11 protein-coding genes are annotated in these 12074 nt (G+C 68.1%); 8 read left to right on the top strand and 3 right to left on the bottom strand.

Annotated elements, in window-relative coordinates; genetic code table 11:
* Positions 1-45 precede the first annotated feature (45 nt).
* Together ASF22_RS08105 and ASF22_RS08110 are read left to right on the top strand one after the other, a co-directional pair.
* Positions 46-768 (top strand): response regulator, encoded by a 723-nt coding sequence (locus tag ASF22_RS08105; protein ID WP_056166190.1) that lies wholly within the window; start codon positions 46-48, stop codon positions 766-768.
* Complete coding sequence (locus tag ASF22_RS08110; protein ID WP_056263271.1) at positions 765-2153, top strand: ATP-binding protein; 1389 nt, start codon at positions 765-767, stop codon at positions 2151-2153. Before ASF22_RS08105 ends, ASF22_RS08110 begins: the two co-directional genes overlap by 4 nt.
* A 444-nt stretch (positions 2154-2597) precedes the next feature.
* On the opposite strand, the gene ASF22_RS24790 is transcribed toward ASF22_RS08110, so the two are convergent.
* The gene (locus ASF22_RS24790) at positions 2598-2882 is read right to left on the bottom strand and encodes a MarR family transcriptional regulator (RefSeq protein WP_056166196.1); all 285 of its coding nucleotides are present in this window, start codon (positions 2880-2882) and stop codon (positions 2598-2600) included.
* A gap of 6 nt (positions 2883-2888) precedes the next feature.
* Here ASF22_RS24790 and ASF22_RS08120 point away from each other — a divergent pair, with 6 nt between their 5' ends.
* The gene (locus ASF22_RS08120) at positions 2889-3806 is read left to right on the top strand and encodes a flagellin (RefSeq protein ID WP_056263272.1); all 918 of its coding nucleotides are present in this window, start codon (positions 2889-2891) and stop codon (positions 3804-3806) included.
* Between the two features lie 299 nt (positions 3807-4105).
* Entirely contained in the window at positions 4106-5104 is a 999-nt protein-coding gene (locus tag ASF22_RS08125) for a GNAT family N-acetyltransferase (RefSeq protein ID WP_056263274.1), read from the top strand.
* 94 nt (positions 5105-5198) lie between these two features.
* Here ASF22_RS08125 and ASF22_RS08130 read toward each other — a convergent pair whose 3' ends face one another.
* Positions 5199-6182 carry a helix-turn-helix domain-containing protein gene (locus ASF22_RS08130; RefSeq protein WP_082478756.1) on the bottom strand — a complete coding sequence of 328 codons (984 nt, stop codon included), beginning with the start codon at positions 6180-6182 and terminating at the stop codon, positions 5199-5201.
* A 415-nt stretch (positions 6183-6597) separates the two neighbouring features.
* Between ASF22_RS08130 and ASF22_RS08135 the strand changes: the two genes are divergently transcribed.
* Together ASF22_RS08135 and ASF22_RS22870 are read left to right on the top strand one after the other, a co-directional pair.
* Positions 6598-7050: a BLUF domain-containing protein gene (locus ASF22_RS08135; RefSeq protein ID WP_056166206.1), complete on the top strand. Its 453-nt coding sequence runs from the start codon at positions 6598-6600 to the stop codon at positions 7048-7050.
* 378 nt (positions 7051-7428) lie between these two features.
* On the top strand, positions 7429-9381 hold the full coding sequence (locus ASF22_RS22870) for a methyl-accepting chemotaxis protein (protein ID WP_082483581.1): 1953 nt from the start codon (positions 7429-7431) through the stop codon (positions 9379-9381).
* 107 nt (positions 9382-9488) lie between these two features.
* Here the strand turns inward: ASF22_RS22870 and ASF22_RS24510 are convergent, their stop codons facing one another.
* Positions 9489-10238, bottom strand: coding sequence for an AraC family transcriptional regulator (locus ASF22_RS24510; protein ID WP_056263276.1), 750 nt, complete (start codon positions 10236-10238; stop codon positions 9489-9491).
* Between the two features lie 503 nt (positions 10239-10741).
* Between ASF22_RS24510 and ASF22_RS08150 the strand changes: the two genes are divergently transcribed.
* Both ASF22_RS08150 and ASF22_RS08155 read left to right on the top strand, forming a co-directional pair.
* Positions 10742-11095, top strand: a complete 354-nt coding sequence (locus tag ASF22_RS08150; RefSeq protein ID WP_056263278.1) for a hypothetical protein — start codon at positions 10742-10744, stop codon at positions 11093-11095.
* 15 nt (positions 11096-11110) lie between these two features.
* On the top strand, positions 11111-11947 hold the full coding sequence (locus ASF22_RS08155; protein WP_056263279.1) for an alpha/beta hydrolase: 837 nt from the start codon (positions 11111-11113) through the stop codon (positions 11945-11947).
* Positions 11948-12074: the final 127 nt, after the last annotated feature.

Below are 12074 nucleotides of genomic sequence, written 5' to 3' on the forward strand. Positions count from 1 at the left end.
CGCCATAATCGATGCAGTACACTCCGAGGCTCAACGACCCGCGTCATGACCCAGCCGGCGACCCCTCACATCCTCGTGGTCGAGGACGACCGCGAGATCAGCGCCCTGGTGGCGCGCTATCTCCGGGCCAACGCGTGCCGTGTCACGATCGCGGGAGACGGTCCCGCCATGGACCGGGCGCTGGCGGAGGCCCGCGTCGATCTCGTGGTCCTCGACCTGATGCTGCCGGGCGAGGACGGTCTGAGCCTGTGCCGCCGCCTGCGCACCACCTCGAACGTCCCGATCCTGATGCTCACCGCCAAGGCCGAGGAGATCGACAGGATCGTCGGCCTCGAGATCGGTGCCGACGACTACCTCGGCAAGCCGTTCAACCCCCGCGAACTCCTGGCCCGCATCCGTGCCATCCTGCGGCGGGGCTCGGCGGGGGAGGGCGAGGACGAGGGCGGTGTGCGCCGCCTGCACTTCCTCGACTGGACCCTCGACGTGTCGTTGCGCCAGTTGCACAGTCCCGAGGGCGCCCGCATCGCCGTCACGGGTGCGGAATTCGATCTTCTCCACGCCCTGTGCCTGCGGCCGGGCCGCGTGCTCTCGCGCGACCAGCTCCTCGACCTGACGCAGGGACGCGCCGCCGGCCCGTTCGAGCGCAGCATCGACGTCCTCATCAGCCGCATCCGCCAGAAGATCGAGCGCGATCCGCGCAGCCCCGAGATCATCCGCACCATCCGCTCGGGGGGCTACCTGTTCACGCCGGAGGTCACGCGCACATGAGGGCTTTCGCCAGACGCCACCTCGCCGCCCTGTGGCCCGGCAGCGTCGCCGGTCAGATCGCGCTCCTCATCGTCGCCGCCATGGTGGTGACCCACGCGGTGGCGACCCTCGCGTTCTTCACCCTGCGCGAGCCGTGGCGGCCCGACGATCACCCCGGCGTCGCCGCCACCCGGATCGCGACCCTGGCGCGCCTCCTCGACGCCACGGCGCCGAACGCGCGCGACGCCCTCCTGCGCGGTGCCGCCAGGACCCTGCCGACCCTGCGCATCGCCCCGTGGCCGGCTTCGGCGCCCGAGGGGACGGCGAGCGAGGCCCTGGCGTCGCACACGGTGGTGCAGCGGGTGCGCGACGGATTCGGACGGCCGCTGGCCATCGCCGATCTCGACGCCGCCGACACCCCGCCCGGCATCCGGGTCGGGATCACGACGCCGGAGGGGGCGCGCTTCTCGGCCCTCGTGCCCGACGACGACCGACCGCCGATCCGGCAGGGGGCCCTCGTGGTCACTTTCCTGTTCCTCGCCGTGGTGCTGTCGCTGATCACCATATGGGCGGCGCGCGCGCTGACCCGGCCGCTCGCCCGCCTCGCCCAGGCCGCGGAGGCGTTCGGCACGCGCATGAACGTGGTGGCCTTGCCGGAGAACGGGCCCCAGGAGGTCATCGCCGTCGCCCAGGCCCTCGACCGTATGCGCGCCCGGGTGCGCCGCCTCGTCGACGACCGCACCCAGATGCTGGCGGCCATCAGCCACGATCTGCGCACGCCGATCACGCGCCTGCGCCTGCGCGCCGAATTCATCGAGGACGACCACGCCCGGACCATGACCCTGCGCGACCTCGACCAGATGAACGGCCTGGTCGAGGCGGCCCTGTCCTTCGTGCGTGACGGCCAGACCGGCGAGGGGCGCGCCGTGACGCTCATCGACGTCGCCTCCCTGGTCCAAACCGTCAGCGACGCATTCGCCGATATCGGCGCCGATGTCCGCGTCGCGGCCAGCCGCCACGTTCTCGTGCGGGGCCGGCCGGAGGAACTGCAGCGCGCGGTGACGAACCTCGTCGACAACGCGGTGAAGTACGGCGGCGGCGCGCGTCTGGGCATCGTCCAGACCGAGCATCGGGTGCGGGTGGACGTCAGCGACGACGGTCCCGGCATCCCCGATGCCGAGCGCGAGGCGATGCTGCAGCCCTTCGTGCGCGGGGACCGGGCACGCAACCTCGACACGGCGAGCGGGTTCGGCCTCGGCCTGTCCATCGTGGTCGCCATCGCGGAGGCCCATGACGGGCGCCTGACCCTGATCAACCGCAGCCCGCGCGGTCTCACCGCCCGCCTCGAACTGCCCCTCGCAGCCGGGGCGGTCCGGCCCGGCTCCGACCGGATCGCGGCAGAATAGGCAGCAACAAAATGGCGGTGCGGCCCGGGAACAGTGGCAGCCTTAAAGATTCTAGGTGTTCAGTCCCGCGGTGCGACGGCCCCAGTTTAGCTGATCTGGCTGCATACGGGGAGGCGTTAGGGGACGGGTTCTTCATGGCTGCACCACGACCACGCACGCGGTCAGAACAGCGCTACGGCGATCGAAATATTCGCTTGAAGATCCTGCCGCACAGCGTGGACTGAACTCCAAGTCGGTCGCGAAGTGGTGCAAACGTACCTTCGTGCATGACGCTGCGATGGGACCGAAGACGCCGCGCTCGACCGTGCTCACGACCGGAGAGGAGGCGATCACCTTTGCCTTCCGCCGGTACACCATCCTGGCCGACAACCTGCCGAGCCTGGGCAGACGATCCAAGCCACATCGTTCAGGGCCCGTGCGATCACCCGGCGCCGCGGGACGGTCCTATCCCGATCCTGGAACGCCCGCGTCGGCCGCCATGGAGCAGGAGAGGTCGCTCGACGACAGGGCCTCGGCCACGAACCGGTCGAACGAGGCCACGCAGCGCGGCGTCAGGTGATGGAACACGCCGGCTGTCCCCGAGCGCTCCACCAGGCCCGCGCCCTCGGCATCGCGCAGGACGTTGCGGACATGGGAACGGGACATGCCGAACCGCGCCTCGAGGTCGGAGAACGAGAGTTCGCGCACCGGCCTGTCCGGCCCCGTGGCGCCGAGCTCGACGAACTTCATCAGGATGTGGATCGCGCATTCGACAACACCGGCGCCCTCAAGGCGTCGTCGAACGCCATCGGCGGCAGCGCGACGGTCAGCCTGACGGGCGTGAGCGACACGGCCAAGCTCGGCCTCGGCAGCACCACGACGATCAACCTCATCGGCAGTGCCAAGACGGCCACCGCCGCCGGTCTCGTCGGCGAGATCCAGAAGGCCATCGACAACGACACCGGCCTCAACGGAAAGGTGAAGGTCAGCCTGGGGAGCGACAACAAGCTCGCCTTCTCGACGGTGGCCTCCGGTGCGGACCAGAAGCTGACGATCAAGGCCGCCGGGACCGCCGATACCTGCCTGGGGCTCAACACGGCCGGCGCCCTCAAGGGCAGCGGCACCGACAAGGGCGGAAGCCTGGGCGCCAGCTCGGTGCGCTCGACCCTCGCGACGCAGTTCAACAACCTGCTGACCCAAATCACCCAGCAGGCCAAGGATTCGAGCTACAACGACGTCAACCTGCTGTTCCGCAACGGTAGCAACGCCTCCGAGAATACCCTTCACGTCAGCTTCAACGAGAAGAACACCTCGGCCCTCGACATCCAGGGCGTGAAGTTCGACGCGGAGGGCCTCGGCCTCACGGCGACGACGGGCAACTTCCAGACGGACGAGGAGATCAACGCTGTCATCGAAAAGCTCACGAGCGCCACCACCACCCTGCGGACCCAGTCCTCCACGTTCGGCGCCAACCTCTCGGTGGTGCAGAACCGGCAGGATTTCACCAAGAACCTGACCAACAGCCTCGACACGGGGGCGGCCAATCTCACCAACGCCGATCTCGACGAGGAGGCGGCCAACTCGCAGGCGCTCTCGACCCGCAACTCCCTGGCGGTCTCGGCCCTGTCGCTCGCCAATCAGGCGCAGCAGGGCATCCTTCAGCTCCTGCGGTAAGCCACGGCGATCCCGAAAGCGAGGAACCGCCCGTCTCCCGGAGAGGCGGGCGGAAGGCGGTCGAGGCCGGCGCGGCGAGGGGCTGGATGCCGCGGGTCCTCGAACCCGACCGGCTCCAGCGACGACAGACCCCAGGGCAGCTGCAACCCCCGGGAGGGACGTCGGGACCGGGCCGGTCCCGACGTACGACTGCACACACGTGGCGGCGGGCGCCGCGTTACGAATCCTTCAGTCATGCACGGCTTATGGAGAGGGGCGAGCGCGCCGACGCGCCGTGCTCGGCTCAGACGAGGAACGACATGGCGGCCGAACTCGCGATCGCGGAGATTGCGGACGATGCGGATTGGGATCGGCGGGTCTGGGCTCGGCCGAGGGCAAACATCTACTGCGCCACACCTTGGGGATCCTACAAGGCGCGGCGCGGCCTGACGGTCCGGCGCGCGGTCGTGACCGCCGATGGCGAGGAACTCGCGTTCGTGCAATGGCAGGAGCGTCGCAAGGGACCGGTCCGTTTCGTCCATGTCCAGGGTGGACCGTTGCTGACCGGTGCGGGCGAACGCCGTGCGGAAGCGGTGTTTCGGAGCTTCGTCGCGCATCTCGATCTCGGGCGGCTCGATCTCCTCGCCATCGACTACGAGGGGTTCGAGAGCCAGGATGCGACGCTCGCGCTCCTGATGCTCGGTTTCGCCCCCGTCGTCCAAGCGCGCGACCACACGTTCGAACTCGACTTGGACCAGGACCTCGAAACGATCCGGGCGGCGATGGACCCGCGCTGGCGGGGGCATCTGCGCAAGGCCGAGCGGAACGCCGACCTGACGACGCACTTCCTCGAGGAGCGCACGGAACGGCTGGCGGCGTTCGACGACTTCACGGCGATGTACGCGCGCCTGCGGCAGCGCAAGGGGTTCGCGACCACCCTCCAGCCCGACGCCTATCGCGAAGTCGCAGCCAGCGACCCGCGCGTCCTCATTCTCGATGTGCGTGAGAAGGGGGAGCGCGTCCTCGTACGGATCGCCCACCTCTCGGCCGAGCGCTGCACCGACTTCTACGCGGCCTCGAACGATCGTGCCCGCGCCACGAGCGCTGCCAGTCTCGCGGTCTGGCGCCTCGTCGAGCGGGCCAAGGCGGAGACGTGCCACGTGTTCGATTTCGGCGGGATCGATCCGGCTTCGAACCGGGCCGTCTTCGACTTCAAGCGCGGTCTCGGGGCGACGGTCGTGCAGCACGATCCGCTCTGGATCCACGCGAAATCGCCGGCGGTCCAGAAGGCGGCCGGCCTCCTGCTGTCGCTGCGCTGAACGCCGCGTGCCGCATGGCCGTCGGGGGCGCGGCCGCATGGTCCTCGGAGCCGCACCTTCGCCGAATGCCCGGAACGACGCATCGTACCGCGGTTCAGGACATCCGGGCGGCGGTTTGGCTCAGCGCGGAGTGGCGATAGTCGCGCGGGCTCAAACCGTATCGATCGCGAAAGCGGCGCGAGAAATGGGCTTGGCTCGCGAAGCCGCATCCATGGGCCAACTCGCCCAGTTGCACGTGAAGGCAGGCCGGATCGGACAGGCGCTGCGCCGCCCGCTCCAGCCGCTGGTGCCAGATCCAGGCCGTGACGTTGTGCCCGTGCTCGCGGAACAGCGCCTGGAGTTGACGCAACGAAATACCCACCGCCAAGGCGACCTGCGACACGTCGAGGCCCGGGTCGCCGAGATGGGTCGCCACATAGGCCTTGGCCCGTTGGACCGTCAGCGTCCCGTGCAGGGCCTTGGGCGTCTCCAGCGCCATGCGCTCGGCGAGGCTCGCGGCCACGAGGTCGATGCCGATGGACGTCATGCGTTCGGCCGCATGCGGCGTCAGCCGATGCCCCACGCTCATGAGATTGCGAAAGTAGGACCGGGCGAGAATCGTGACCGGCCGGCTGCCATCCATCGTCAGACCCGCGAAATGGCGCGCCGCGCCCAGCTGGTTCTCCAGGCGGTCCCGGGGGATCTCGATGGCCAGCACGTCCGAACGATTTCCGTGCTCGATCCTCCAGGGCGAGTTCGTGTCGCGTATGGAGAGATCGCCGGGTCTGTCGGTCGTGGAATGCCCATTCTGTTCCGAACTGACGGTGCCGGACAGCACCAGGCTCAGGAATAGCTTGTCGGTCCTGTTGTTCTGGTGCCGGATCGTTCGTGAGTTCGTCGCGCACTTGAGGTTGCTCAAGCCGAACTGCGTGAAGGACATTCCGCCGACGCTGGTACCTTCGATCACCGCATCGAACGCCTGGTCGTTCAGACGGCTCTGATCCATGGGAACGAGACGATCTTCGCAGATCTCCCGCCAGAGGCCGAAGCGGTCCTGAGACTTCACGTCGTTTGTCGAGAATATCCTCTCCAAATTCATGATCCTGCTGCACGCGTGCGGGGAACCCGCCGAGGACTGTCATGCCCTCCCCGATCGGAATGGCGCTTCGCTCCCGGGACGGCACACCCGATCGTGTGTTCGCATCGGCGACTGCGGGCAATGCGAACCCGTCCGGTGGCGACAATCTTAACATGGATCAGCATCGAACGGGAAGGCGAGCCCCTCGGCTGCGTTCGCCGGGATCCTCGCGACCCGGTCCGCGGGATCGCGGCGATCGATGGGTTTCGGACCAGGTGCGAGACTTCGGACCGGGACGCCGAACGCGGGATTCGGTTAACCCCGCGGCCAGGCTGTCGGGTTTCGATTCAAACGAACGGTTCTTCGCCGCGTTGTTCGTCTGCGCTGTCCCGAAATCGATGCCGGTTGCGCAGCGGCTCATGAGTGAAATTCCGCGATGATCCATCAGCTTGTCTATTACAGCCGTAACGCCGTTCTTGGTAACGATCGTGCCATGCTGACGAACCTGCGAGAGATCGTGTCGGCCTCCCAGCGAAACAACAGCCGCGATGGGATCACCGGATTCCTGATTTTCGACAAGACATGGTTCATCCAGGTCCTCGAAGGGGAACAGGCGCAGGTGAGTGCGACCTACACCCGCATTGCCCGCGACCCGCGGCATATGACGGCCACGATCATGGATGCCCGCAATGTTCAGGGCCGGTCCTTCCCGAACTGGACCATGGGCGGCGCCATGCGGACGCCCGAAGTGGAAGAAGTCTATCTCGGGCACGGCATCGGCAGTGCCATTGATCCGACCCGCCTGAAGAGTGCGACGATCATCGGGCTGGCCCTCGATCTCCAGGCCTTCGACGCCGCGAAACGTCAGAACCAGCGCCTCGCGAGCTGACGATCCGCCTGCGGGCGGCCCGTGCCGTAATCGGGTGCCGCCTTTTCTCGGGTCATGTCGGTCGCGGCGTACAGTGCACCGATCGCTGCCACCGACACAGAAATCTCCCCTCGTTTCAGGGCGAACCCCACCGCATGCGGCCGAGCCTGCGTCTGGGTGGGGTGCGCTCGGCGACGATCGCTCATCGTTCGGATGATGCATCGTACCGGCAATCGGTGGCACCGGATCCCGGGGGAGGGAAATATAGTAATAATAATATAAATTTAGTGATTTGATGATCTTTTGAGTGGGAGGTTCATAGGCTGGATCTTGAGAGATAAGCGAAGGTCCGTGATTTTAAGGACGGCAATTCAAATGTAGCGCTCGAGTTTTTCAGGAATGCGTCTTGGCGTATCGGGACGCGCGACCGCTTTGATCCTTGTGCTCGTCTTTGCCGGTTTCGCCGCCTGTTCCGCGTACATCTACCGCTCGCAATCCGCGGCTTTGCGCGCCGATGTGCAGACCAACATGTCCGCCTTGAGCACGACCGCTGCACGTGCTGTCGGCAACTGGCTTAGCGGCAAGCTCGACCTGACCCGGCTGATGGCCCAGCAGGTGACCATCGCGGGCACCGGTTCGAATACGGACGATATCCTGAATGCGCCAATCGCCCGCGAAGCTTTCGTGCTGAACTTCTTCGGGCGCGCCGACGGCTACTACACGAAGATGCCGAAGAGTGAGATCGCAGCCGGCTACGATCCCCGCCAGCGCCCCTGGTACAAGGGCGTGGTCGAGGCCAACGGTCCCGCGCTGACGGAGCCTTACGTCTCTTCGACCTCGAAGCAGCTCACGATCACGGCTTCGGCGCCGGCCGCCAGTGGAACGGGCGGCCTCATCGGCGTGGCCGGCAGCGATTTCGACCTCGGGGCCCTCTCCAAGATGATCAACGAGGTCGAGACCGACGGGCATGGCTACGCCTACCTCGTCTCCGGCGCCGGCAAGATCCTGATCCACCCGCGCGCCGATCTGATCGGCAAGCCGCTGTCCGAGCTGCTCGGCGGTTCCCCGCCGAAGATCGGCGGGTCGCCCGTCGAGACGCGCGAGGGCGAGCGGGCGACGCTCACGGTGTTCGCGCGCGTGCCGAACCTTCCCGCCGCCCTCGATTGGTACGTGGCCCTGTCCGTGGACAGCGCCAAGGCCTTCGCGCCGGTGATGCACCTGTTCGAGATCATGGTCGTCGCGACCCTGGCCGTGCTGCTCGTCCTCGCCATCGTCGTCAGCCGGATGATGGCCGTCACCGTCGCACGTCCGCTGAAGCGCCTGGTGACCGCCCTGGAGCAGATGGCCCAGGGAGCCGTGGACGCCAAGATCGCCGAAGCCGGCCGGCATGACGAGATCGGTGCCGTCGGGCGCGCGGTCGAGGGGATCCGCGGGATGGTGGCGCGCAAGGCACTCGAAGAGGCCGAGCGGAAGCGGCTCACCGAGGAGGTCGCCGCGGCCGAGCGCAAGCGCACGATGATCGCCCTGGCGGATGGCTTCGAGGCGGCGGTTGGCGGGATCGTCGGTCTGGTGTCCTCCTCGGCCACCGAACTCCAGGCGACGGCACAGAGCATGACGGCGACGGCGTCCGAGACGGCCGTGAGATCGACGGGCGTCGCGGCCGCCGCCGAGGAGACCGCCACCAACGTCAACACGGTCGCGGTTGCGGCCGAGGAACTCGGCGCATCGGTGCAGGAGATCGCGCGGCAGGTGGCGGGTTCGGCGAATCTCGCCCAGACGGCGGTTCTCGAAGCCGAACAGAGCGCGCATCTGGTCCAGGAACTGCACGAGGCGGTGTCGCAGATCGATGCCGTGGTCGGGTTGATCTCGACGATCGCAGGCCAGACCAACCTTCTCGCCCTCAACGCCACCATCGAAGCGGCGCGGGCGGGCGCCGCGGGCAAAGGATTCTCCGTGGTCGCCGCCGAGGTGAAGGCCCTGGCCGACCAAACCGCCCGGGCGACCGGGGAGATCACGGGCCACATTCGGCGTATCCAGAGCTCGACCGGTCAGGCCGCCTCGGCGATCGACGGCATCGGCACGCGCATCCGTGAGATCGACGGCCTGGCGACATCCATCGCGTCGGCGGTCGAGGAGCAGGAGGCGGCGACGCAGGAGATCGCCCACAACGTCGTGCAGGTCGCCAGGGGTACGAGCGAGGTGACGGACAACTTCGCCAGTGTGGCGCGCGCATCGGAGGATACCGGGGCCGCCGCGAGCCAGGTGCTCGCATCGGCGTCCGAGCTGTCGCGGCAGTCGGAACACCTGGCCGCGGAGGTCGGCCGGTTCGTCGCACGGGTGCGCGCCGCCTGAGATCGGGGCGAGGGACCCGGGGCCGCGAGCAGACCCCCGGACACGGGCGAGCGCCGGCGGGATCGGGGCTTTCCGCATCGGCCCTTCACCGCGATCCGCGCAGGCGCTCAGGGCTGCCGCTCGGTCGTCCGCCGCCAGCGGCCCGGGCTCATGGCCTCCTCACGGGCGAAGACCCGGGTGAAATGGCTCTGATCGGCAAAGCCGCAGGCGAGGGCGATCTCCGCCAGGGACCGGTCCTGCGCGCGCATCATCACCTTGGCGCGGGCGACGCGCTGGCGCACCAGCCATGCATGCGGAGATGTCCCTACGGACTGCCGGAAGGCGCGCGTGAAGTGACTTACCGACAGGCCGCACGCCGCCGCCACTGCTCGCAGGCACGGAGCAGCGCCGAGTTCGGCGCGAATGCGCTCCTGCGCGAGCCGAACCTGCCAGGGCGCCAGGCCGCCTCGGGTGCGTGTGGGGGTGTGTCCGGCCTCCGCATGGACACCGAGCAGGTGAGCCGCCAGGGCGCGGGCGAGCTGGATGCGGAAGATGGCGGCGCCGCGGTCCGGGCGATCGAGGGTCGCCACGGCGCTCGCCGCGAGGTCGTGAATGGTGGGGTCCACCAGGGTCCGGCCATGCACCGGTTTCAGGGCCTCCATGGGGTCGAGATCGCGGAGGCCCATGCTGTCGGCCACGTCCGCCAGAACCCTGCTCGACAGCCAGACCTGGACGGTTCCGGCGCGATCCCGGCAGACGGACCGGGCGCGGATGTCGAGGAGGATCACGGCGCTCGGACAGATCCGCTCGGGTGCCCCTTGATCGCCGCCGCCCCCGTACGGGCTGCCCGGATGGTCCGCCAGCGGCACCTGGAGCACCAGCCCGTCGCGCGGTAGGGTTGGACGACGGTGCGCTCCCGTCGGCGCCTTCGTTCGCCAATCGACGAAGGCGATGCCGTCGGTCCCCCTGTCCGGCCGTCCGCCCTGCCGGATCCGGGACCGGTCCCCGCTCCGGGGCGGTGTGTCCAGGACAATCGGAGTGCCGCGCGAGCGTCGGCCGGGGGTTGGGTCCGTCGGGGCGATGGTCGCACTCCGCATGCTGCCGGAATCTCCTCACGAGCCTCTGGTCGAACTCGTTCTGCGTGGGGAAAGCGTACCTTGTCTCTCGGCATCCTGCTCGGCCATGTCCTCCGGGCCGGTTGCATGCGACAGCCGAGATGATGAGCCTGGCAGGGGCACGCGCGATGCCGCATTCCTTCAAGTCGCGCGCCGATTCGGCAAGCCGTTTTACCCCCGAGCCCCCATAGCTCCGGTCGGCGGTCGCGAGGGATCGCGTCGGTTTCGCCGTCGCCCGGCGGAGCCGAACGGAGGGACACCGAGCCATGCCGATCGGAGGCACACCCATCCCCGGAAAACGCCTCGCCGCCGCCCGGCTCCGTACCTTCAGGCCTATCGTCGCGCAGGTCCCCGCGAGCCTCGACCGGGTGTCGAGCCATGCCTTTGTCTGCAACGTCGTCGCGATGACGGCCGCGCTTCGGCACCCGCCTGCATTCCGGCTCGAACGGATGCACACCGGGACCCGCGTGACGACCATCGAGATCGCCGAGGATTACGGCGACGCGTCTAGCCTGGGAATCGACGACGCCGAAACGATGTTCGGGGCTTCCGAAGATCACCGAGATGGTCTCAACTGCATCACGCGTGCCCGTAACGGCCACGACGTTCGCTTCCTTTAGGACAGGACACTCTCCATGGCCTATGTCACCACCGCCGACGGTGTCGAGATCTTCTACAAGGATTGGGGCCCCAAGAGCGCCCAGCCGATCGTGTTCCACCACGGCTGGCCGCTCTCGTCGGACGACTGGGACACGCAGATGCTGTTCTTCCTTCACCAGGGCTACCGCGTCGTCGCCCATGACCGGCGCGGCCATGGCCGCTCGGCGCAGGTCGATGGCGGCCACGACATGGATCACTACGCCGCCGATGCCTTCGCGGTGGTCGAGGCACTGGATCTGCGAAACGCCGTGCATATCGGCCATTCCACCGGCGGCGGCGAGGTGGCCCGCTACGTGGCACGGCACGGAGAGCCCGCCGGCCGCGTCGCCAAGGCGGTGCTGGTCTCCGCCGTACCGCCGCTCATGCTGAAGACGGACGCCAACCCCGAAGGCCTGCCGATCTCGGTGTTCGACGGTTTTCGCGAGGCCACCGCCGCGAACCGCGCGCAGTTCTTCCTCGACGTTCCGACCGGACCTTTCTACGGCTTCAACCGCGCGGGCGCGACCGCACAGCCGGGCGTGATCCAGAATTGGTGGCGCCAGGGCATGATGGGCAGCGCCAAGGCCCATTACGAGGGCATCAAGGCGTTCTCCGAGACCGACCAGACCGCGGACCTTCAGGCGATCTCCGTCCCGACCCTGGTGCTGCACGGCGAGGACGATCAGATCGTCCCGATCGCCGACGCGGCGCTGAAGTCGATCGGGCTGCTGAAGCACGGCACCCTGAAGACCTACCCGGGGTTCTCGCACGGGATGCTCACGGTGAACCACGACGTCGTCAATCCCGATCTCCTGGCCTTCGTGAAGGGCTGAGCGCGATCGTCGCGGGGGTCGTCTCACGCGCCCCTGAACCGTCCTCGGCGCGAGCGCGCCGGTCCGCATCCTCGTCGGGACGCCGGAGCAAGCGAGCCGGTCTTGACCGAACATCACAGACAGGAGA

It is taken from the genome of Methylobacterium sp. Leaf87 (assembly GCF_001422775.1).
GTDB lineage: Bacteria > Pseudomonadota > Alphaproteobacteria > Rhizobiales > Beijerinckiaceae > Methylobacterium.

Bases quoted from the DNA above. Each gene is read 5' to 3' on its own strand.
- ASF22_RS08105 (WP_056166190.1), top strand. From the start codon at position 46: ATGACCCAGCCGGCGACCCCTCACATCCTCGTGGTCGAGGACGACCGC.
- ASF22_RS08130 (WP_082478756.1), bottom strand. From the start codon at position 6,182: ATGAATTTGGAGAGGATATTCTCGACAAACGACGTGAAGTCTCAGGAC.
- ASF22_RS08125 (WP_056263274.1), top strand. From the start codon at position 4,106: ATGGCGGCCGAACTCGCGATCGCGGAGATTGCGGACGATGCGGATTGG.
- ASF22_RS22870 (WP_082483581.1), top strand. From the start codon at position 7,429: ATGCGTCTTGGCGTATCGGGACGCGCGACCGCTTTGATCCTTGTGCTC.
- ASF22_RS08150 (WP_056263278.1), top strand. From the start codon at position 10,742: ATGCCGATCGGAGGCACACCCATCCCCGGAAAACGCCTCGCCGCCGCC.
- ASF22_RS24790 (WP_056166196.1), bottom strand. From the start codon at position 2,882: ATGAAGTTCGTCGAGCTCGGCGCCACGGGGCCGGACAGGCCGGTGCGC.
- ASF22_RS08135 (WP_056166206.1), top strand. From the start codon at position 6,598: ATGATCCATCAGCTTGTCTATTACAGCCGTAACGCCGTTCTTGGTAAC.
- ASF22_RS08110 (WP_056263271.1), top strand. From the start codon at position 765: ATGAGGGCTTTCGCCAGACGCCACCTCGCCGCCCTGTGGCCCGGCAGC.
- ASF22_RS08155 (WP_056263279.1), top strand. From the start codon at position 11,111: ATGGCCTATGTCACCACCGCCGACGGTGTCGAGATCTTCTACAAGGAT.